At 37.9% G+C, this 21,235-nt stretch carries 20 protein-coding genes; 5 read left to right on the top strand and 15 right to left on the bottom strand.

Going from position 1 to position 21,235, the window contains the following annotated elements:
- Positions 1-108 precede the first annotated feature (108 nt).
- From NY607_RS22700 to NY607_RS22665, 8 genes are all read right to left on the bottom strand, one after another.
- A complete protein-coding gene (locus tag NY607_RS22700) occupies positions 109-789 on the bottom strand; it encodes an ABC transporter ATP-binding protein (protein ID WP_131522319.1) in 681 nt (226 codons plus the stop codon).
- Entirely contained in the window at positions 786-1,586 is an 801-nt protein-coding gene (locus tag NY607_RS22695) for an ABC transporter permease (RefSeq protein ID WP_131522372.1), read from the bottom strand. The genes NY607_RS22700 and NY607_RS22695 overlap by 4 nt, the downstream gene beginning before the upstream one ends.
- Positions 1,586-2,038, bottom strand: a complete 453-nt coding sequence (locus NY607_RS22690; protein WP_259420411.1) for a nitrous oxide reductase accessory protein NosL — start codon at positions 2,036-2,038, stop codon at positions 1,586-1,588. The genes NY607_RS22695 and NY607_RS22690 overlap by 1 nt, the downstream gene beginning before the upstream one ends.
- Complete coding sequence (locus NY607_RS22685) at positions 2,035-3,306, bottom strand: right-handed parallel beta-helix repeat-containing protein (RefSeq protein ID WP_131522321.1); 1,272 nt, start codon at positions 3,304-3,306, stop codon at positions 2,035-2,037. Before NY607_RS22685 ends, NY607_RS22690 begins: the two co-directional genes overlap by 4 nt.
- A 58-nt stretch (positions 3,307-3,364) precedes the next feature.
- Positions 3,365-3,988 (bottom strand): nitrous oxide reductase accessory protein NosL, encoded by a 624-nt coding sequence (locus tag NY607_RS22680; RefSeq protein WP_237898755.1) that lies wholly within the window; start codon positions 3,986-3,988, stop codon positions 3,365-3,367.
- Between the two features lie 205 nt (positions 3,989-4,193).
- On the bottom strand, positions 4,194-4,514 hold the full coding sequence (locus NY607_RS22675) for an NAD synthetase (RefSeq protein WP_131522323.1): 321 nt from the start codon (positions 4,512-4,514) through the stop codon (positions 4,194-4,196).
- 159 nt (positions 4,515-4,673) lie between these two features.
- Positions 4,674-5,498, bottom strand: coding sequence for an ammonia-dependent NAD(+) synthetase (gene nadE, locus NY607_RS22670; RefSeq protein WP_259420410.1), 825 nt, complete (start codon positions 5,496-5,498; stop codon positions 4,674-4,676).
- Between the two features lie 18 nt (positions 5,499-5,516).
- The gene (locus NY607_RS22665) at positions 5,517-6,977 is read right to left on the bottom strand and encodes a nicotinate phosphoribosyltransferase (protein WP_259420409.1); all 1,461 of its coding nucleotides are present in this window, start codon (positions 6,975-6,977) and stop codon (positions 5,517-5,519) included.
- A 312-nt stretch (positions 6,978-7,289) separates the two neighbouring features.
- Here NY607_RS22665 and NY607_RS22660 point away from each other — a divergent pair, with 312 nt between their 5' ends.
- Positions 7,290-7,631, top strand: coding sequence for a P-II family nitrogen regulator (locus NY607_RS22660; RefSeq protein WP_016995352.1), 342 nt, complete (start codon positions 7,290-7,292; stop codon positions 7,629-7,631).
- A 14-nt stretch (positions 7,632-7,645) separates the two neighbouring features.
- Positions 7,646-8,944, top strand: a complete 1,299-nt coding sequence (locus NY607_RS22655) for an ammonium transporter (protein ID WP_131522325.1) — start codon at positions 7,646-7,648, stop codon at positions 8,942-8,944.
- A gap of 186 nt (positions 8,945-9,130) precedes the next feature.
- Here NY607_RS22655 and NY607_RS22650 read toward each other — a convergent pair whose 3' ends face one another.
- Positions 9,131-9,640 carry a methylated-DNA--[protein]-cysteine S-methyltransferase gene (locus NY607_RS22650; protein WP_259420408.1) on the bottom strand — a complete coding sequence of 170 codons (510 nt, stop codon included), beginning with the start codon at positions 9,638-9,640 and terminating at the stop codon, positions 9,131-9,133.
- A 94-nt stretch (positions 9,641-9,734) separates the two neighbouring features.
- On the opposite strand from NY607_RS22650, the gene NY607_RS22645 reads away from it, so the two are divergent.
- The 3 genes from NY607_RS22645 to NY607_RS22635 all read left to right on the top strand — a co-directional run bounded on the left by NY607_RS22645 (position 9,735) and on the right by NY607_RS22635 (position 12,264).
- A complete protein-coding gene (locus NY607_RS22645; protein ID WP_131522327.1) occupies positions 9,735-10,466 on the top strand; it encodes an ABC transporter ATP-binding protein in 732 nt (243 codons plus the stop codon).
- Positions 10,463-11,215 carry an ABC transporter permease gene (locus tag NY607_RS22640; RefSeq protein WP_259420407.1) on the top strand — a complete coding sequence of 251 codons (753 nt, stop codon included), beginning with the start codon at positions 10,463-10,465 and terminating at the stop codon, positions 11,213-11,215. Before NY607_RS22645 ends, NY607_RS22640 begins: the two co-directional genes overlap by 4 nt.
- Positions 11,216-11,289: 74 nt before the next feature.
- Positions 11,290-12,264 carry a proline dehydrogenase family protein gene (locus tag NY607_RS22635; RefSeq protein WP_048394992.1) on the top strand — a complete coding sequence of 325 codons (975 nt, stop codon included), beginning with the start codon at positions 11,290-11,292 and terminating at the stop codon, positions 12,262-12,264.
- A gap of 45 nt (positions 12,265-12,309) precedes the next feature.
- Here NY607_RS22635 and NY607_RS22630 read toward each other — a convergent pair whose 3' ends face one another.
- The 6 genes from NY607_RS22630 to NY607_RS22605 form a co-directional block, all read right to left on the bottom strand.
- Positions 12,310-12,921: a response regulator transcription factor gene (locus NY607_RS22630; protein WP_048394990.1), complete on the bottom strand. Its 612-nt coding sequence runs from the start codon at positions 12,919-12,921 to the stop codon at positions 12,310-12,312.
- Positions 12,922-12,937: 16 nt separating this feature from the next.
- A complete protein-coding gene (locus NY607_RS22625; RefSeq protein ID WP_422655536.1) occupies positions 12,938-14,086 on the bottom strand; it encodes a sensor histidine kinase in 1,149 nt (382 codons plus the stop codon).
- A gap of 130 nt (positions 14,087-14,216) precedes the next feature.
- Positions 14,217-15,248: a Delta(5) desaturase DesA gene (gene desA, locus NY607_RS22620; protein ID WP_054548858.1), complete on the bottom strand. Its 1,032-nt coding sequence runs from the start codon at positions 15,246-15,248 to the stop codon at positions 14,217-14,219.
- A gap of 109 nt (positions 15,249-15,357) precedes the next feature.
- Positions 15,358-15,858: a GNAT family N-acetyltransferase gene (locus tag NY607_RS22615; RefSeq protein ID WP_259420406.1), complete on the bottom strand. Its 501-nt coding sequence runs from the start codon at positions 15,856-15,858 to the stop codon at positions 15,358-15,360.
- Between the two features lie 94 nt (positions 15,859-15,952).
- A complete protein-coding gene (gene metH / locus NY607_RS22610; RefSeq protein WP_259420405.1) occupies positions 15,953-19,384 on the bottom strand; it encodes a methionine synthase in 3,432 nt (1,143 codons plus the stop codon).
- On the bottom strand, positions 19,377-21,224 hold the full coding sequence (locus NY607_RS22605; RefSeq protein WP_131522331.1) for a bifunctional homocysteine S-methyltransferase/methylenetetrahydrofolate reductase: 1,848 nt from the start codon (positions 21,222-21,224) through the stop codon (positions 19,377-19,379). Before NY607_RS22605 ends, metH begins: the two co-directional genes overlap by 8 nt.
- Positions 21,225-21,235: the final 11 nt, after the last annotated feature.

Below are 21,235 nucleotides of genomic sequence, written 5' to 3'. Positions count from 1 at the left end.
CAATTATCTGAAACTTCTACTTCCTATGAACATTCATAAAAAAGGCTTGTTTGATAATACCCAAACAAGCCTAACCCTTATTATATAACGTCATTAATCATTAGAATGTTACAAATTCAATCTTTTTAACCATATTTCTTCTAAAGATGTAGAATTTTCTTGTAAGAAAATTTCAGTTATCGCCCCAGAAATGATAATTTCCCCTTCATGTAAAACTAATAGATCATCCGCTATTTCTTCCGCAAAAGACAGCAAATGAGTAGAGAAGATAACGGTATTGCCTTTTTCCTTCTCCTCCAACATCATGTTTTTCAACTGTGCTATCCAAAAGGGATCTAGACCATTCGTTGGCTCATCTAAAATTAGCAATGACCCGTTACCAAGTAGGCTTTGAGCTAGGTTTAGGCGCTGGAGCATCCCTTTAGAAAAGTGTTTAGCTCTTTGCTTCCGAACATCCCACAAGGAAACACGCTTCAGAACATTCTCTTGCTCATAACTATCTACTTCTTTTAAAGATGCCAACAGCTCTAATACTTCAGATGCAGTTAGCATAGTTGGAAAGTTTACATCATCAGGCATAAAACGTATTGTTTGTGGTTGATGCCATATTATTTCACCAGATTGCGCTTTCTCTTGACCCGTTAACAAACGAATCAAAGTACTCTTTCCTGCCCCGTTTCCTCCAACCAACGCTAGAATTCGACCAGCTTGCAGCAGAAAGGAGGCTTCTTTTAATCCCCTATCATTTTCATAAACCTTGACTACATTTTTTCCCTCTAACAGAATCATCGCCGCTCCCCCTCCTTTAACAGCTTCGTAGCAAGCATTAACGGTAGTACAATCCAGAGTATTGTTATTATTCCATACACCACCTGACCAAGCGGTGATAAGTAAAACCTCGTAACATCATAAAAGGCTGGACCAAGCACACTAGCTTGATTACTAAATATAAAATAGCCGAAGCGCAGCCATTCAACTGGATTAATATGTATCGTTATGATGATAAACTTTTGTAAAAGATGCCCAGGAACAACTGCGCCTATAGCCATTAATGCATACGATATGAGCAATAAAAGTAAGGACCATACTACAAGTGATAATGCAAGTGCAAATAATCTTGTTTTTGCAAATACCCCTAGCAAGATTCCTAAAGACACAAAGATAATAATACATAATAGTGTAAGCATAACTAAAACAATTGGTAACCGTACCCCACCTAGTAACCCACCTACGGCTAATACAAAACCAAATGCCACTACTATTACTAATAAAAACGCAAGTGCTGTCGCTACATATTTGCCTGTAATATATTGCATCCGTTTCATAGGATATGTTTTTAATAACGATAACCAACCTGACTCTATGTCACCAGCTACACTCATACTACCAATGGTGAGGATAAATAGCGGCAGCAGAAATAACAACACACTTAAAAACGATGCAGTTTGCCGTGTAAAGCCTTCAATATCTGGCAAAGCCATCTGTTGAATGACGATAATGGCAACGAAAACAAACGTAAAAAGAAAGGCTACAAGTTGCATCCATCGACTTCTTAAAATCTGCTTCAGCTCTATTTTTACAAACATCACTCATGAATCCCCCAATTCAATGTCAACAAATCACGATAGACTAATAGTTGACCTTCTCCTTCATCATTCATCCATTCTCGCGCTTCGTCTTTTGTAGCAAATGCAATAACGCCATAGTTCATAGGCGTCCAATAATTTTTGTTGTATACATAAATCGCTTTATAAACATCAATCCATTCATTCGTTGCTTTATTTTTAATATAGGCTGCCCCAACTTCATCATCGCCATTTAGCTCAATGTAATCCATCAAGCATCCAATATCATCAAAAATCTCATCGTCTCCATTTTTCAAAACAATCTGCCCTGCGTATTCATTATGAACAATACTCATATTACAAACTTTACAAACATCTGTTTCACTATTAATTTCACGTGGATGGTATGCTTTTTCACCACAGCCCACTAAAATAACGCCACATATAATTAGTATCATTATCCATCTAGTCATACTCGTCCCCCCCTTTTCCAAAGCCACAAACTTCCCATAAACACGATAAAACCAATCATTATTTGTAGGATATCTAATGAAAACTCTATCTCTTTCCTATTGCTCAGTAATTTTGGCTCATTATCTACCAGTAGATTTCGTTCTGTTTTATTAATCTGTTGATCTAGTGACGTCAGGATAACAACGCTGGGTGATGCCACAAAAAATTGATAAACTGGCTGTCTCACCATCCATTGTCCAAAACTCGACACAGCCACATATGGAACATCTCCAAAACCATCACCTGTAACATCTAGCCCTGTATAATCATCATAAAAATTATGAATTAAACGTAATCCCTGATTGTCTGACCTTGCTGTTAATATATTGCCTGTAAACTGATTATCCATAATGGTTGAACGCGCATCGACTTTTGTACCTTCTAATGCAGTTTGATTCATCTGAAAGCGATTTTCATGTATTTGAATCACTGAACTCTTCTGCAACGCTACCCCTACACGATTATGTAGAAAGCTATTTTCTCTTATCATTGCCTCCTGTGTGTCATACATCATAAGTCCATAACTATTGAAGCCATTATGAGTACTGATTGTATTACTACTTATTTCTAAATTAGTAGTCATCATCACCATAAGACCTGTAACATTGTGTGAATACGTATTGAACAACACCTTCACACCACTTGAATACATAAAATGTGTTCCATATCGACTATTTGTTACTTTATTTCGCTTTACATCCATTCGCGTCACTTCTTCAACGTATATACCATCTTGGACATGTTCGATCGTATTTTGATCGATCACAACATCCTCACTTTTAAAAACTGCAATTCCATTTCCTTTTTCAGCAAAGTGTGTTTCATTTCCAATGATCTTATTTTCCAAAACTCGAATATGCCTTGAATGTTGAAGATGTATACCAACGCGGATATCTTTTAATTCAATAGCTCTTAGCTCTAAATTCTCCACCTCATTAGCAACAATTCCTTGATTTTTTGCTGTTATTCTTATATTTTCTATCAAAACATTCGATGCAGATTCAATTTTTAATGCAGGTTCATCATTTTGAGCATAAAGCTCAGCTCCTTTTTGTCCGTACAGTTTGATCGGTTTTTTCACAATGAAATTCCCTTGGTAACGACCAGCAGGAATATGAATACTATCTCCAGCTTTTGCTTGATCGATAGCATATTGAATATCAAATTCTGCATACGCCGTTTGACTTGTAAATAGAAAAAACAAAAAGAACAACATCATTTGCTTCATCACTTTCCACCTCCTTACTCAGCAAGAAAAGACTAGAGGATTTCCCCTAGTCTATGATTTAATGACTGTGCCCTTCTTGATTCATCTCATTCGAATGCACAGAACCAGATGCATCGTTTTCATCCTCAGCCTTTTTTTGCATCATTTTCTTACGTCTCTCCAATGCATCATCTTTAATTTTTTGTAGTTCCTCCACATAAGCTTTCGAATTTTCTTGCATATATTTATCTGCTTCAGCCTTGTCCACGAAATAAATATAGCCCCAGTTCATCGGCGATTTCAGCTCCGTTTTTATAATTGTTACATCTTCAATCTTTGCCCAATCTTTCGTCACAAAATCACGTACAAATTTTTCGTTTTTTTCTTCATTAGCAACCTCTGCATTTAATAAACAGCCAATATCGTCATAAAAAGCGATTGTTCCATCTTCTTTTATTGCCTGCGCTGAAAATACACCCATCTCATGGTCTTTCATATAAACTTTCATATTACACATTTCACAAATTGTATCTTCTTCTGGCTCTTGTAACCGTGTATCTACTAGTGAAGCAACTTGCACGGTTTCTGATTCGTTTTTCGTAGTTTCTTGTTCAATTCCCTTTTCTTCTACCTGTTTTTTTTCGCTACCACAAGCTGCAAGTACAAATAATAATATTAGTGCAGGTAACCATAATTTTTTCACAACTTTATCCTCCAAGTTTAGTTTTCTGTTGCCATATCCTACATTACAGATTAGTTGTGAAATTAGTTAAAAATCGCTGTGAAGAAATGGAAAAATTACCTTGAACATTCCATGAACATCTTCACTTCAAATATTTTGAATTTAGTGCTTTTATTTACTTCTCCTCAAAAATAAAAACTCCCCACACTGATGTGGAGAGTTTGGCTTATATGGAAGAACGATAACTATTGAGTCGCTTCTTTTGTTTGTTTAAACGACTGAGCTTTAATGCCGTTTCATTTAATTCACGGCGAATCTCCAAATCACTAGCGCTATCTACATGGATAGGTGTAATCGGTTGCTGCTGTTGTGAATTTACAGAAACAGTTGTTGAATTGTACGTTTTCTCTTTATTTTTTTGTAATCTATTCCGAAATTGCTTTTGTGGATTTTGCCCAAAGTTATGGCTGAGATCACCAGCATGTAAATACTGCTGTTCCTGCCGAAAAACACTACTTGTCGTTGCACTCACTCTAGAAGTCCTCATAAAAAGTTACCCTCCCCTACATTTTATTATCCTTATAGGTAATTATATCGACATTATATGCTGACAATTAACAACATAGAACCATAATACATAAAAAAAGAGCGAAAAGAGCTATTTTTAAAAGTGAAACCACTTTCTTTATAACCCTTTTCGCTCATCTTACTTCCAAAAATCATCAAATATTGTAATTGGCATATGACGTTTATGTTGGGAACGCAAATAATACTCTTCTAATCTTTGGCGAGGTTCTTCTGGAATTTCTTTCCCCTCTAAATAATCATCTATTTGATCATACGACACACCTAGCGCCACTTCGTCTGGCAATGAGGGACGATCTTCTTCTAAGTCTGCTGTAGGCACCTTTTTATAAAGATGCTCAGGGCATTGAAGTTCTGCTAACAATTGCTTTCCTTGTCGTTTATTTAAACGAAAGATTGGCATTAAGTCTGCTCCACCATCCCCGAACTTTGTATAGAAGCCTGTAATAGCTTCCGCAGCATGATCTGTTCCTAATACAACCGCTCCATTCATTGCAGCAATTGAATATTGGACCTTCATACGCTCACGAGCCTTTTCATTCCCTTTCACAAAGTCATTCAGCTCAACCCCCGCATTTGTTAGAGCTCTCACACTAGCATCCACTGCGTCTTTTATATTTACTGTATAAACCTTCGTTGGCTTTATATAATCAATGGCATCTTGGCAATCCTGTTCATCAGCTTGTACGCCATATGGTAATCGTACAGCGAAAAACGAATACTTCATTTCTCCCTCTTCTGCATTTAATTCATCAATAGCCAACTGCGCTAGTTTTCCTGTTAATGTTGAATCTTGACCACCAGAAATACCAAGAACAAAACCTTTTACAAAACTATAGCGTTTTGCATATTCCTTTAAAAAATCAATTGATTTACGTATTTCCCTCTGTACATCAATGTTAGGCAGTACGCGTAATTCCTCAATAATTTGTTGCTGTAAAGTCATTGCACCCGTCACTCCTTTTTACATTCGTTTAACCATCGCATGCACTTCTTCAATATTACGCATCTTATTATCCCAGCATTTTTGACTGAGATCGACCGGATATTCTTCAGGATTCATCGCACGCTTATATTCATCCCACAACAGCTCTAAATTCTCCGCCGCGTAATCACGCATTTCCTCTAATGTAGGGTTTTGATAATTGATCGCTCCATTTTTAATAACATGCTGATGTAAATTTTTTGCTTCAAAATTTGTGACAAACTTTGAGACAAACGTATGAATCGGATGGAACATTTTGATACGTTCCTCAGCTTGAGGATTTTCATCGTGCATTGTGATGTAGTCTCCTTCTGCCTTCCCATTCTTTTTATCGATAATACGATAGACATTTTTCAAGCCTGGCGTTGATACCTTTTCCGCATTAGCTGAGATTTTTATTGTATCTTCAAGTTGCCCTTCGCTATTCTCGATAGCCACCATTTTATATACTGCACCTAACGCAGGCTGGTCGTAAGCTGTAATAAGCTTTGTACCAATTCCCCAAATATCCACTTTTGCTCCTTGAGCTTTTAAATTTAAGATGGTGTATTCATCTAAATCGTTTGAGACAATGATTTTGGCATCATGGAAGCCTGCAGCATCCAACATACGACGAGCTTCTTTTGATAAGAAAGCAATATCGCCGCTATCTAAGCGTATGCCAATAAAGTTAATTTTGTCTCCTAGCTCTTTAGCTACTTTAATTGCAGTTGGCACCCCTGATTTCAATGTATTATAAGTATCTACCAAAAACACACAATCGCGATGACGTTTTGCATAAGCATGGAATGCATCATAATCATTTTTATAAGCTTGTACTAATGCATGGGCATGTGTACCAGAGACAGGAATTTTAAAAAGTTTACCTGCTCGAACATTACTTGTGGAAGCAAAACCACCGATAAACGCGGCACGTGTTCCCCAAATAGCAGCATCCATCTCTTGTGCACGCCTTGTACCAAATTCCATTGCCACTTCATTTTTAATAATTTGCTTGATACGGCTAGCCTTTGTAGCAATTAATGTTTGATAGTTAACAATATTAAGTAAGGCTGTTTCAATTAGCTGCGCCTCTACTAATGGAGCTTCAATTCGGACGATTGGTTCATTAGCGAAAACCAGTTCCCCTTCTACCATGGAATACATTTCTCCAGTAAATCGGATGTTCTTTAAATACTGTATAAAGTCATCTTTATAACCTACTTCATCACGTAAATACGCAATATCCGATTCACTAAAATGAAAATCACGTAGATAATCAAGCATTCGCTCTAACCCAGCAAATATGGCATAGCCATTACCAAAAGGTAATTTTCTAAAATACAATTCAAAAACCGCTTTTTTATTATGTATGCCATCCGCCCAGTAGGATTCTGCCATATTGATTTGATATAAGTCTGTGTGTAGCGCTAAGCTATCATCTGCATAGTTCGATCTCAAAAGAAACCCCTTCTTCCGCTTTGATAATTAGTCCTAGTATACACTATATACCCAAATTCTTGCGTATTACATTCCCACTTATAGATGTTAGGTTTTCTAACATTAATAGTCAGAAAATTTAGAACTATTCACATTTTAGACACAAATTTTAGTACCGCTTTCATTCCCTTTATAAAAAGCTTTTTTCTAAAATACTTCGGGACTAGAAATATTCTGTGTAAACTAACCTTACACAGAATTCAAAAAAACAATTGCACTGTTTTTAATACCGTTTTAACATGTAAATTAAATTTACGCAAGGAGCTGGTACACATGAAAAAAATTGAAGCAATCATTCGTCCTGAAGTTTTTGGAGCTGTTCGGGATGGTCTTGCACAGGAAGGAATTGCAGGGTTAAGCGTTTCTGAAATCGCTGGTTGTGGTCGTCAGCTAGGTCGAACAGGACTCTTCCGCGGCAATACGTATGAAATTGAATTTTTACCTAAATTAAAATTAGAAATGATTGTAGACGATGGCAAAGTTGATGCCATTGTAGAGATTTTATTGCGTGAAGCAGCAACCGGTAAAGTTGGGGACGGGAAGATTTTTATTTATCCAGTAGAACAAGCAATTCGTATCCGAACAAAAGAAGTCGGATCGATTGCAGTAGAATAAAGGGGGCGATATAGATGGATGAAGTACTATTATCTGTTAATTTAATTTGGGTGATGCTTGGCACTATTTTAGTATTCTTTATGCATGCAGGTTTTGCTATGGTTGAGGCTGGATTTACCCGCTCAAAAAATGCAGTCAATATCATCATGAAGAATTTTCTTACCATTTCTCTTGGTGGGATCGTCTATTTTTTATGTGGCTATGCCATTATGTTCGGAGACTCAGTAGGTGGCATTTTCGGCACAAGTGGCTTTGCTTTAAAAGGAGTAGATGATCTTTCTTTCTTTATCTTCCAAACGATGTTTGCTGCAACTGGAGCAACTATTTTATCGGGGGCTGTTGCAGAACGTACTAATATTTTTGCTTATGTTGGCGTTATTATACTTATGTCTTTAGTTGTTTATCCTGTAGTAGGCCACTGGGTTTGGAGTGGTCAAGGTTGGTTAACAGATTTAGGTTTTGTTGATTTTGCTGGCTCGACAGTTGTCCACTTAACAGGTGCTGTTGCAGCATTTGTCGCAGCAGTTATGGTTGGACCTCGACTAGGCAAATATGAAAATGGTCGAGTAAATGTTATTACAGGACACAGCATTCCTTTAGGTGCATTAGGCGTATTTTTACTTTGGTTTGGTTGGTTCGGCTTCAATGGCGCTTCTACATTAGCTGCTGATCCAGAGCTAGTTCCTAGTGTTATTGCTAATACGTTTTTTGCAGCTGCAGCTGGTGTCGTTGCCACTGCTTTCTATACAAAATTTCGATACGGACATATCGATGGCTCTCTTACATTAAATGGTGCATTAGCTGGGCTTGTAGGGATTACTGCTGGTGCAGCGAATGTCAGCATATTTGGCTCACTTATCATCGGCTTAATTGCTGCACCTTTACTTGTGGAAGGTGTTCGCTTCCTAGAGTGGAAGCTAAAAGTTGACGATCCTGTTGGAGCAATTGCTGTTCATGGTATTTGTGGTATTTGGGGTACACTGGCAGTTGGCCTATTTGATATTGGTGGGCAAGGCTTATTTTATGGTGGGGGTTTTGGTCTATTAGGCATTCAAGCAATCGGCGTTATTGCTACTATTGCTTGGGTTAGTGTATCTGTAGCAGCAGGTTTATTGATCATCAAAGCATTTGTCCCATTACGAGTAACGGCTGAAGAAGAAATAGCTGGATTAGATGTAATGGAACACGGAACGCCTGCCTACGAATACCAAGATATTTTCAAAAGCTCCGCTGTACGAGGCGAAACCTTCGCTCATCGTTTAACACATTTCGGTAAAGCTCAGAACAATGTTCAAGAAGAACAACATGTATAGCTAGTAGAAACATCTGCTCCTTTATCTCTGGATAATGGGGGCAGATTTCTTTTGGCGCACTCCTACATCGGAAACCTTCATTTACAGAGGAGGTAGGATACTTTGTTTGGAGTGATCAAATCTATAGAAAAAGCGCTCTTTCCACGATTTAAGAAGATACTAACATTTACAAGAAATTATTTCGCTTCAATCCATTGATTCTTTCTCTAACTCAAGTAAAAATTGTTTCATAGCTAAGCCGCTTCTGAAGCCTGTTAATTGACCATTTTTACCAATGACCCGATGACATGGAATAATCGCCAGGATTGGATTTGCTCCAATAGCAGACCCTACAGCTCGAACCGCTTTGGGATTACCAATGCGTTGAGCAATATTTCCATAAGTTGTTGTTGTACCATAGGCTAATTCTTTTAATGCATCCCACACCGCTAATTGAAATGCCGTCCCTTTCACATGGATTGGAAGATTAAATTCAATAAGCTCCTTCTTAAAATAGGCTGTTAATTGCTCTTTATATGGGAGCAACGTTTCTGAATTCTCTTCAAAACAATATCCTTTAAATGGTTTTTTAGCCCACTCCTTTACTTCATCGAATGATGCATTTGGTGTACCTATATAAACTAGTCCTTTATCTGAAGCAACAACATACATATCCCCTTGCGCATATGTTAATGTATCGAAATACAATATTTCCATTCCCAAATCCCCTTCTTTCTTTTATTTCAACACCATCTTCCAGTCATTTCATGCTACAGTTATTTTACTGACTAAAGTAAAGGAGTTTCAATAGATGAATATGTTATATGAACCTGCCATTCACTTCCAACAAGTTCATTTTTCAGTAAATGACAAAATGATATTAAAGTCAATTACTGGGTCATTTCCAAAAGGGCAAATCACCACGCTCGTTGGCCCCTCTGGCGCTGGAAAAACAACATTACTTAAGTTATGTAATGGCCTTCTCTCACCATCAAATGGGCATATACTCGTTGATAATCAACCTATCTCTACATATGATCCAACAGCTTTAAGAAGGCATGTTGGTATTGCTTTACAGGCAGCTCCTATGATAGCAGGTACAGTGTTAGAGAATCTTGCACTTCCCCGCACACTGCAAGGACAGAAACTTTTGCAGCAGGAGGCTATTCAATATTTAGAGGACGTTGGGTTAAACGAAAGCTTCCTGCATCAATCTACAAATGATCTATCAGGCGGACAACGTCAAAAGGTATCCATCGCTCGAACACTTATCAATCAATCCTCTATTTTATTATTAGACGAAATAACGTCTGCCTTGGATCGTCAATCCGTTCAGGATATTGAAAAATTGATTGTCACCATTAACAAAAAATACAATGTCACCATGATTTGGATTACCCATAATTTGCAACAAGCGCTAACGATTGGTCACTATACATGGGTGATGATGAATGGGGAGCTCGTTGAAACTGGTAAAAGTTCATTACTCAATGCACCAACAAATCCACGTGTTGCCGAGTTTGTACAGGGGGTTAACAAATGACATATACAGCCTTATCACTGACATTAATTTTTGTTTGTATCCCTTTACTATTATCCAAAATATTAAAATTAGACCTTGAAAAAGATACGCTTATTGCAACATTACGCTCCATCATTCAATTGCTTGCTGTTGGCTATATATTAAAATTTGTGTTTGATGCAAATAGTTATAGTTATATTTTCCTGATGGTAGCACTAATGATTATCGTGGCCACGTTAAATGCACGAAAAAAAGGAGCAGGTATTAAAGGAATCACCTGGAAGATAGCACTGACCCTTGTCATGATAGAAATAATTACACAAGGTGTTTTGCTAGGCTTTCATATTGTTCCAGCAACTGCTCAGTATATCATTCCCATTAGCGGGATGCTAATTGGTAATTCCATGGTGCTATCCATTTTATTCTTAAATCGTTTTACAGCTGAAATTATTAACCATAGGGATCAAATGGAACTAATACTATCCCTAGGTGGCACACCAAAACAGGCTATTCATCGCCAATTAATTCATGCCATAAAAGCTAGTATGATTCCTACGATTGAGAGTCAAAAAACAATCGGGCTAGTACAGCTACCAGGTATGATGAGTGGTCAAATTATCGGGGGAGCCGACCCTCTTCAGGCAGTCCAATTTCAACTATTAATTATCTTTGCTCTCTTAACAACTGCAACATTATCCAGCGTTATGATTGGCTTTTTAAGTTATCCTGCACTATTTAATGAACGTATGCAAATACTTGAAATGAAATAATTGTTAGGCTGAATGTAATATAGTTTAAAAAATTTATGTTATACTAAAAAGAAAATGCAGTTAGGAGAATGACCATGTTATTACGCGATTTTTTCATCCACTTATCTGAGAACCAACTATTAAATAGTGCTGCAAAGAAATATGGCCTAAAATTAGGAGCACAAAGTGTAGTAGCTGGTACAAATATCGAAGAAACAATTGCAAGCATCAAAGAACTAAATGCACATAATATTTCTTGTACAGTAGATAATCTAGGTGAATTTGTTTCAAGTAAAGAAGAAGCGACTGCTGCTAAAGAAAAAATCCTTACTGTGATCGAAGCTATTCACGAAAACGGTGTAGCTGCACATATTTCATTAAAGCCATCTCAATTAGGCTTAGATATTGATGTTGATTTTTGTTATGACAATCTGTATGAGATTGTAGAGAAAGCCGCTTCATACGATATCTTTGTTAACTTTGATATGGAAGACTATGGACGTCTACAAACTTCCTTCGATATGGTGGAAGAATTATCGAAAACATTTAATAATGTTGGTACAGTCATCCAATCATACTTTTACCGTGCAAAAGATGATATTGAAAAATTTAAGGACTACCGTTTACGTATCGTAAAAGGTGCTTATAAAGAGCCAGTTGAAGTAGCTTATCAAGACAAATTAGATATTGATTTAAACTTTATTGAGTTGATTGAATATCACCTACTAAACGGTAAATTTACATCAATCGCAACTCATGATCACAATATCATTGCGCACGTAAAACGCTTTGTAGCTGATCATAATATTCCGCTTGATAAATTTGAATTCCAAATGCTATATGGTTTCCGTACAGATATGCAAAAAGAGCTTGCAAAAGAAGGCTATAACTTCTGTGTGTACGTTCCATTCGGTGAAGATTGGTACGGCTATTTCATGCGCCGTTTAGCTGAGCGTCCTCAAAACCTTAATCTTGTCACAAAACAAGTATTTACGAAAAAAACGAATACTGTTCTTGCAGTAGCAGCAGGTGCATTCGTTCTTGGCCGTTTAACTAAACGCAATAAGTAAAAAAAACGAGAACCTTTTCGCTTATGATGCGATAAGGTTCTCATTTTATTTATTCCATCCTTTTTCTTTAAAGCGTGCAATGGCCTCAATTCGATTGCCAACGTTTAGTTTTTCTAAAATCGTCGAAATATAGTTACGAACTGTGCCAGCAGACAAAAACAGCTCAGCAGCAATTTCCTTTGTCGTTTTGCCCTCTGCTACAAGTGTCAGTACTTGACTCTCTCGCTCCGTTAAAGGATTTTCACTATCATCTTCATAGACAAAATCAACGAGCTCTGGTGCATAAATACGTTTACCGTCCATGATTGTACGGATTGCGCTCACTAACTCCTCTATAGGGCTATCCTTTAATAAATAGCCTCTGACACTCGCTTTTCTAGCACGTTCGAAATATCCAGGTCTAGCAAATGTAGTTAAAATAATGACTTTACAACCTGAGCCAGTGCTATGCATTTCTTCTGCTGCATCTAGTCCCGTTTTCACCGGCATTTCAATATCCATAATACAAATATCAGGCTGATGCTCTTCCACAAGCATCAATGCTTCCTCACCATTTTTTGCTAAGCCAACAACCTCCATATCCTCCTCCATACTAAGTAAAGAGCGAAGCGCGCCTAATAGCATCCCCTGATCTTCAGCAATCACAATTCGTATCATGTCACAATCCTCTTTTCTATATGTTCTTCAGATTGTCTTTGACATTCTGATGCGTAATAGCTACTGGGATAGTTACCGTTAATGTGGTCCCCTCAACACTTTCAATTTTGAAGGACCCATTAATAAACTCTAAACGTTCCCGCATTCCTTTCAATCCATTACCAGTTCTCCAGGCTTGTTTTTTCGTAATGCCCTGTCCGTTATCTCGCACTACTAAGTAAACTTCTTTAAAATTTTGATGGAAGGCAATTTCGCATTTTGTTGCTCCACTATGTTTGACAACATTATTAACCGCCTCTTTTAAGCACATAGATAAAACATTCTCTACAAGTGGTGGAACTTGCAGTGCGTTTTTATCCCCTTCAAAGACAAACTCCATTTCAGCTGCCTTTAGCATTTGTGAAATACGCATGATCTCATCTTCAAATTTTGCCGTGCGCATATCTGAAACTAATTCCCGAACCTCTTTTAAAGCAATACTAGCCGTCTGGCGTATATCCTTAATCTCAATCAAGGCCTGCTGGGGATCTCGTTCAATCAGCCTAGAAGCTAGATCACTCTTCAAACCAATCATGGACAATTTTTGTCCTAATGTATCATGCAAATCTCGAGCTATTCTTTGTCGTTCTTCAAAAACAATTAACTCAGCAATACGTTCATTGGCTGTTTCTAACTGTCCCTCTAAATTTTCACGTTTATTTTTGGAATAAAGCGTTAGCGGTAAAAGGACAACAGCTAAAATAGTTAATACAACGAAAGGCAACTGCGATAAAAATAGGTTGAGCTCTACAAAAAATCCAGCACCCGTTGAAATAACTGTAAATCCAATATGTAGACCATACATAATATAAAAGCCGACGGGTCTTCGGATATTGCCAATAAAAAATGCTGTGAAAATGGACAAATAGACATAGCCATACAAGATGGTCATAATAATGTTTATGACCATTTCAAAGCTAATCCACATATAAACTAAACCGCTTTTCGAATTCATGGCAAATCGATAGAAGATAAAATAGAGCATTAAAAATGTAATGCCTATCGATATTTCGATATAAGATGATTTCCTAAAAATGAAGAAAAACGGTAGGAAACAAAAAATTATCCACAAATATACACTGAGCATCGGACTATTCGGAATAATACTATGCCATTTCCTCAACATAATCTCACGCTCTTTCCTACTTTTCCCTTATTATAACAAGAAAATTAAATTTATGCCTGTACATGCTTTGACCCATATTCCTCTCTTTATATAAAACAGCCATCTCCCTTGCAGAGATGGCTGTTTTCAACTAAGCGGCAATACTGCCTCTTGCTTTACGTTTTATAATTTCATTTACTTCTTTAAACGTCACAAATTTACCTTGATCTTCATCATATAACTTGTAACGTAGTGATTCTAAACTCGTACGTAAAGTAATCGTTGTTGCCATGTGTAATGGCGGTGTCTCATTGTGTGCCTTTTCAAGATTATAATTAGGTACACGAGGAGCTAAGTGATGAACATGATGGAAACCAATATTCCCTGTTACCCATTGTAAAAGTTTTGGCAATTTATAATAGGAGCTTCCTTCAACTGCGGCTTTCACATAATCCCACTCTGAATCATGTTCAAAATAAGAATCTTCATACGTGTGCTGGATGTAAAATAACCAAATTCCTAAAGAACCTGCAATAAATAAAGTAACGCCTTGCACTAATAAAAACGCTTGCCAGCCCATGAAGAAAATTAAAGCGGCACAAATTCCCACAATGACAATATTCGTTAAAATTGTATTGAGACGTTCCTTCTTCTTCGCATCCTTACGATTAAAACGATTTAAGACAAGAACCATATAAAGTGGGCCTAATCCAAACATCACAAATGGATTACGATAGAAGCGGTACCATAGACGTTGCCCTTTTGAGGCTTGCATATATTCTTCAACTGTCATCATATCAATATCACCGATACCACGCTTGTCTAAGTTTGAGCTTGTTGCATGGTGAATTGTATGTTCACGTTTCCATTTTTCATAAGGGAATGATGTTAGCACCCCAGTAAAAAATCCAACCCAGTCGTTTGCCTTTTTACTTTTGAAAAATGAGCCGTGTGTACAATCATGAAAAATAATAAAAGTTCGTACGACAAAACCTGCTGAAATAGCACTTAAGCCGACTGTTAGCCAAGGTGATACATCCACTAACAAGTAACCAGCCACCCATAATGCAATTAACGGTACAATTGTATTTATAATCTGAAAAACACTTTTACGCGTATCTGATTTGGCAAATGGCGCTACATCTTGGCGTAACTTTTTTGTTTTTTCTTTAATAGTTGCCATCTTTTACTCCCTCGTTTCTTTTTTTCTTATGACCTCATCATAAAACAAGAGTACAAGTCAGTAACAGACGCAAACATCACAAAAAGGATATGACATTTGTCATATCCTTTTATGATTTCGGTCCAGTCAAATGAAGTTGATAGAACACAAGGTCTAGCCATTGTTCAAATTTATAGCCTGCATTTTTAATGGTTCCTGCATATTCAAAGCCTAATTTTTCATGTGCTTTAATACTACCAATGTTTTCTCCATCAATACCAGCAACAAGCGTTTTGACACCATTTTCTTCAGCGATCTCTATCAGCTTGTTCATGAGCTTTGTCGCAATCCCTTTTTGATAATGTTCTTTGTGCACATAGACAGAGTGCTCCATTGTATATTTATAACCTGGGTAAGAACGGAATTGACTATAGGTAGCAAAGCCAGCGACAAGCCCATTATCCACAAATACAAGTAAAGGATTATCTAATGCTTGTTGCTCCCTAAACCACTGTACTTTTTCATCTAAAGTTTGTATTTCGTATCGATAGACAGCCTTGCTTGTTAAAATAATATCATTATAGATAACCAAAACCTCGGGAATATCTCTTTCTTCCATGAATCGTATCATTCTGCTCACTTCCCTTAACCAAATTGTTTTCTTCTATAAAGAAACAGAGATAGACAGTCATTGAATAGACTATCTATCTCCTCTTATTTATGCCTTAAACATTGAAGTAGCGAGCATCAGGATGAGCAAAAACGATTGCAGATACAGATGCTTCAGGCTCCATCATAAAGCCTTCTGTAAGATGGACACCAATATCCTCAGGTTTTAATAGGCCGAATAGTTTCTCTTGATCCTCCAAGTTAGGACATGCAGGATATCCGAATGAAAAGCGTTGACCCTGATATTTTGCAGCAAAACGATCTCTCATAGTGAAATCTGTTGCATCAGGGAAGCCCCATTGGTCACGAATTTCCTGATGCATACGTTCAGCAAAGCCCTCTGCTAATTCTAAAGCAGTCGATTGCAAGGCATGACTTTCAAGAAATTTCCCAGCCTCTTTTAAATGGCGTGCTTTAGCCATAACTCCTTGACCTGCTGTTACAACCATGAGTGCAATATAGTCCATTTCACCGCTCTCTACCGTTTTTAAGAAATCTGCAAGACATAAAAATGGTTCAACTTGCTGACGAGGGAAGGTAAAACGTTCAATTTCTGTCTTACTATCAGCAGGATCATACACAACGACATCATCACCATCTGCTTGAGCAGGGAAAAATTGATACAAACCAGATGGCTTTAATAGATCACTTTTTAAATAATCATCTACTAAATCCTTGAGCTCTGTTGCTCTTGAATCACCCGCATCAAGCAATTGCTGAACTTGCCCTTTCAAGCCTAAATGGTGTCCCAATAATGTACGCATATTAACATAAGGATATAAATGAGATACAGAATAGTCTTTTTTCACATGACGTCGTAAATCAGCTGGTAAAAATACTGGCGCTCCTTTTACTGTTCGTGCAGGCTTTATTGTTACCTCTTTTGCTGGACGAGCAGCTCGTTTTTCATCGGCCGCTAAACGTTTTTGACGGGATTCTTCAATTTCTGCTAAGAAATTTTCACGTGTCCCTTCACCCATTAATAGATTCGCTTGCTCTAAGCCTTGCATAGCATCCTTTGCATAAATAACAGGACCACCATATTCATCTGCAATTTTTGTTTCAGTAAAACGACGTGAAAGTGCAGCACCACCAACTAAAATAGGAACATCAATTCCCGCCTCTTTAAAATCTTGAGCAGTAATAACCATCTGTTGCGCTGATTTCACGAGTAAACCTGACAGCCCAATAAAATCAGGTTTTTCCTTACGAATCGCTTCAATCAATTGGGCAGGGGTTACTTTAATGCCCAAATCGACTACCTTATAGCCATTATTACTTAATATAATATCAACAAGGTTTTTCCCAATATCGTGAACATCGCCTTTTACCGTAGCAAGTACCATTTTTCCTTTTCCGGCACTCTCTTCATCCTTCTCCATGAATTGCTCTAAATGAGCAACTGCGGCCTTCATCACACCTGCTGATTGTAAAACCTCTGCTACAATGAGTTGATTATCATTAAATAATCGACCTACCTCAGCCATACCCTCCATTAAAGGACCATTAATTATATCAAGTGGCGCCTCGAAGATTTCCCTTGCAGCGTCTAAATCCTCAATTAGCCCTTCTTTTGTACCTTCTAATATATAGTAAGCTAAACGACCTTCAACCGTTTTCGGAATATCCGCTTCCGTTTTTTCCTTCTTTTTATCTCGATAAAAATCTGTAAACACTGCTAATGTTTCATCATTTGTATTAAAGAGCAGGTCATTTGCGAGTTTGATTTCCTCTTCAGGGATGGATGCATAACGCTCCAATTTCTCTGTATTAACAATGGCATAATCTAAGCCCGCCTGTGTACAATGATAGAGATAAACAGCATTCAGTACTTCACGGCCAACTGGTGGTAAGCCAAATGAGATATTACTTACGCCAAGTACTGTCAATGTCTGCGGCAATTTTTCTTTGATGAGACGAATGCCTTCAATCGTTTCTAACGCTGAACCAATATACTGCTCATCTCCAGTTCCTACAGGGAACATTAATGGGTCGAAAATGATATCCTCTGGTGCAATCCCCCATTTCTCTGTTAAAAGTTGATAGGAACGCTCGGCAATTTCAAGCTTTCGATGACGGTCAACCGCCATTCCCTTTTCATCTATCGTTCCAACAACTAACGATGCACCATATTTTTTCACAAGTGGTAATACTGCATCAAATCGTTCTTCACCATCCTCTAGATTAATAGAGTTAATGATGGCTTTCCCTTGTGAAAACTTTAATGCTTCCTCTATTACTTTTTCATCAGTTGAGTCAATCACAAGAGGCACCTTAACCTTTTTTACAACCTCCTGCATAAACCCACTCATATCGGCTAATTCATCGCGATCAGGATTGGCTAAACAAATATCGATAACATGTGCACCATTTTTGACTTGAGCACGTGCAATCTCTGCGGCCTCCTCAAATTTCCCATCAATGATTAAATTCTTAAATTTACGAGAGCCAATTACATTTGTTCTCTCCCCAATAAATAACGGACGCATAGAATCGTCATATAATAATGGTTCAATTCCTGATACCGCATGACCATGTGTTTTTTCTGGTAATTGACGAGGTTTTTCATCTTTTAAGACCTCACGAATGGCTGCAATATGAGCGGGTGTCGTCCCACAACATCCACCTACAATATTAAGCCAGCCCTTTTCTGCAAAACCTTTTAATTTTTGCGATAGCGATTCTGGTGATTCATGATAACACCCTTCTTCATCTGGTAAGCCAGCATTTGGGTAACAGCTAATATAGCCTGTTGAAAGCTCTGCTAATGAACGAATGTGATCCGTCATAAACTCAGGTCCTGTCGCACAGTTTAGGCCAACTGATATTGGTTTAATATGCTCGATCGAAATATAAAAGGCATCGATTGTTTGCCCTGCAAGCGTTGTACCCATCGGTTCTATTGTTCCTGAAATCATGACAGGTAGCTCTTTGCCAGTTGATGCAAAAGCGCGCTTTACGCCAAGTGTGCCTGCTTTGACATTGAGCATATCCTGACTTGTTTCTAATAACAAAACGTCAGCTCCTGCCTCAATTAATGCCTTTGCCTGTACATAAAAATTTTCCTCTAGCTCATCAAATGTAATACCACCAGTTACTGATAACGTTTTTGTTGTTGGTCCCATAGCACCTGCGACAAAACGTGGCCAATCCGATGTCGAATAACGATCCACTGCTTGGCGAGCAATTTCCACTGCACGCTTATTAATTTCTTCTGCTTTTGTGCCAAGATCATATTCATTTAACACAAGAGGCGTCCCACCAAATGTATTTGTACAAATAATATCTGCGCCTGCCTCTAAGTATTTATGGTGAATTTTTTCAATAACATCTGGTCTAGTAAGCACAAGATTTTCGTTACAGCCATCAAGTTCCTCGCCACCAAAATCCTCTGCTGATAAATTTTCATTTTGTAGCATTGTTCCCATTGCGCCATCAAGAATTAAAATACGTTTCTCTAGTTGCTCTTCAATCGAGTGCTTAGCCATGTATACTTACTCCTTTTTTCTGTTCATCCAATTGCTCTATATATTTCATCAACTCTAGTGTCACATCGTAACGTAAAAATGGTGTAATAAGGTAAATGCCATTGAAATATTGTGTAGCCACTTCTACTAATTCTTTAGCAATGGCAATCCCCTCCAATGTCGCTCTTTCCTTATCTTCTCCACATGCTTTCATTCTTGTTAAGGCATCTTCAGATAATTTGATACCTGGTACTTCATGATGTAAAAATTCAGCACTTTTATAACTCGTAACAGGCATAATACCGATGTAAATTGGAGCTTGTAAATGCTTTGTTGCCTCATAAATCTCTACAATTTTTTCTTTCGTATATACTGGTTGAGAAATGAAGTAGTCTGCCCCATGCTCAATTTTCTTCTCTAAGCGTGTCACAGCACGATCTAACACACGGACGTTTGGATTAAATGCAGCAGCAACTGAAAAATTTGCTTTTTTTCGAAGTGGCTTACCTGAGAAAGAGACCCCTCCATTTAATTGCTTAATTAATTGGATTAGCTCCATTGAAGATACATCATAAACACTTGTCGCACCTGGGAAATCTCCTACTTTCGTTGGATCACCCGTAACAGCCAACACATCATGAATACCTAAAGCATTTAACCCCATTAAATGAGATTGTAGACCAATTAAATTACGGTCGCGACATGTAATATGAGTTAGTGGACGTACACCATGTGTGCTCTTCAACAATGCTCCCATTGCAATATTGCTAATACGTGGAGAGGCCAATGAATTGTCTGCCATCATAACTACATCTGCACCTGCATCATATAATTGCTTTGCTCCTTCAAGGAACCCGTCAATCTCTAAATGTCTAGGTGTATCCAACTCTACTATGACAGAACGTTCACGTTTAACCTTTTCATGAAGAGGCTCATACTTTGTTGGCTCCGCTTCCCGAACAATCTCAATCTTTTCAGGTTTCGCATGCTTCTCCTGAACCGGTGATAACTCTTCTAAATACTTCTTTGCTGCTGCAATATGTTTGGGTGTTGTACCACAGCAGCCCCCTATTAAACGTACACCTTGATCACGCAATTCAACAGCCGCTCGACCAAAATAATCAGCTTCTGATTCATAAACGACACGCCCATCCTCTAAGTCCAGAAGTGATGCATTTGGATAGGCCGACATAAATGCCTTATTAGGAAGTTCTACACCTTCAAATGCTAGAATAGTATGGTGTGGACCTAGTCGACAATTGACACCAACAATATCAGCACCTAGGGCTTCAAGCTCATGGAGAGCATTATTTAAAGACATCCCATTTTGTAGAACACCGGGCTCATGCATAGAAACTTGTGCAATAATCGGCAATTTTGTTTTTTCTCGTAGCATCTTTAAGGTTGCTGTTAATTCTTCAAAATCATAATAAGTTTCAAGTAAAAGGCCATCTGGATTCCCTGCAAGTAAGACGCTTGCTTGTTCTTCAATAGTCGCTAATATTTCATCCAAGGTTGCATCACTTTTACGAATTCCCCGAATACCACCAATTGTTCCTAAAACAAATTGACCGCCATCAGCCGCTGCTCGTTTTGCGATGGTGATAGCAGCTTCATTAAATTGTTGGACTTTTGATTCTAATCCATAGCGAGCTAATTTAATGGCATTTGCACCGTACGTATTCGTTTGAATGATGTCAGCACCAGCTGCAATATATTCTCTATGAATCTTTTCAATTAACTCCGGTCTCTGAACATTCATTTCCTCATGGCAATACTCCAATCCATAGCCATATAGCACTGTGCCTATTGCACCGTCTGCCGTCAATACATGCGTTTTTAACCTTTCAAGCAATCCCATAAAATTAGCCT

Source organism: Lysinibacillus sp. A4 (assembly GCF_024919535.1).
GTDB lineage: Bacteria > Bacillota > Bacilli > Bacillales_A > Planococcaceae > Lysinibacillus > Lysinibacillus capsici.
The sequence above is the reverse complement of the archived record's forward strand: the minus strand, read 5'-3'. Positions and strand labels throughout refer to the sequence as shown.

Excerpts from the sequence above, each read along its gene's own strand:
- nadE (WP_259420410.1), bottom strand. The coding sequence starts at position 5,498 with ATGACTTTACAGCAACAAATTATTGAGGAATTACGCGTACTGCCTAAC.
- NY607_RS22630 (WP_048394990.1), bottom strand. The coding sequence starts at position 12,921 with ATGATACGAATTGTGATTGCTGAAGATCAGGGGATGCTATTAGGCGCG.
- NY607_RS22675 (WP_131522323.1), bottom strand. The coding sequence starts at position 4,514 with ATGAGGACTTCTAGAGTGAGTGCAACGACAAGTAGTGTTTTTCGGCAG.
- NY607_RS22650 (WP_259420408.1), bottom strand. The coding sequence starts at position 9,640 with ATGGAAATATTGTATTTCGATACATTAACATATGCGCAAGGGGATATG.
- NY607_RS22695 (WP_131522372.1), bottom strand. The coding sequence starts at position 1,586 with ATGTTTGTAAAAATAGAGCTGAAGCAGATTTTAAGAAGTCGATGGATG.
- desA (WP_054548858.1), bottom strand. The coding sequence starts at position 15,248 with ATGGCAACTATTAAAGAAAAAACAAAAAAGTTACGCCAAGATGTAGCG.
- NY607_RS22605 (WP_131522331.1), bottom strand. The coding sequence starts at position 21,224 with ATGGGATTGCTTGAAAGGTTAAAAACGCATGTATTGACGGCAGACGGT.
- NY607_RS22655 (WP_131522325.1), top strand. The coding sequence starts at position 7,646 with ATGGATGAAGTACTATTATCTGTTAATTTAATTTGGGTGATGCTTGGC.
- NY607_RS22625 (WP_422655536.1), bottom strand. The coding sequence starts at position 14,086 with ATGTTGAGGAAATGGCATAGTATTATTCCGAATAGTCCGATGCTCAGT.
- NY607_RS22700 (WP_131522319.1), bottom strand. The coding sequence starts at position 789 with ATGATTCTGTTAGAGGGAAAAAATGTAGTCAAGGTTTATGAAAATGAT.
- NY607_RS22635 (WP_048394992.1), top strand. The coding sequence starts at position 11,290 with ATGTTATTACGCGATTTTTTCATCCACTTATCTGAGAACCAACTATTA.
- NY607_RS22660 (WP_016995352.1), top strand. The coding sequence starts at position 7,290 with ATGAAAAAAATTGAAGCAATCATTCGTCCTGAAGTTTTTGGAGCTGTT.
- NY607_RS22685 (WP_131522321.1), bottom strand. The coding sequence starts at position 3,306 with ATGAAGCAAATGATGTTGTTCTTTTTGTTTTTTCTATTTACAAGTCAA.
- NY607_RS22640 (WP_259420407.1), top strand. The coding sequence starts at position 10,463 with ATGACATATACAGCCTTATCACTGACATTAATTTTTGTTTGTATCCCT.
- NY607_RS22690 (WP_259420411.1), bottom strand. The coding sequence starts at position 2,038 with ATGACTAGATGGATAATGATACTAATTATATGTGGCGTTATTTTAGTG.
- NY607_RS22645 (WP_131522327.1), top strand. The coding sequence starts at position 9,735 with ATGAATATGTTATATGAACCTGCCATTCACTTCCAACAAGTTCATTTT.
- metH (WP_259420405.1), bottom strand. The coding sequence starts at position 19,384 with ATGGCTAAGCACTCGATTGAAGAGCAACTAGAGAAACGTATTTTAATT.
- NY607_RS22615 (WP_259420406.1), bottom strand. The coding sequence starts at position 15,858 with ATGATACGATTCATGGAAGAAAGAGATATTCCCGAGGTTTTGGTTATC.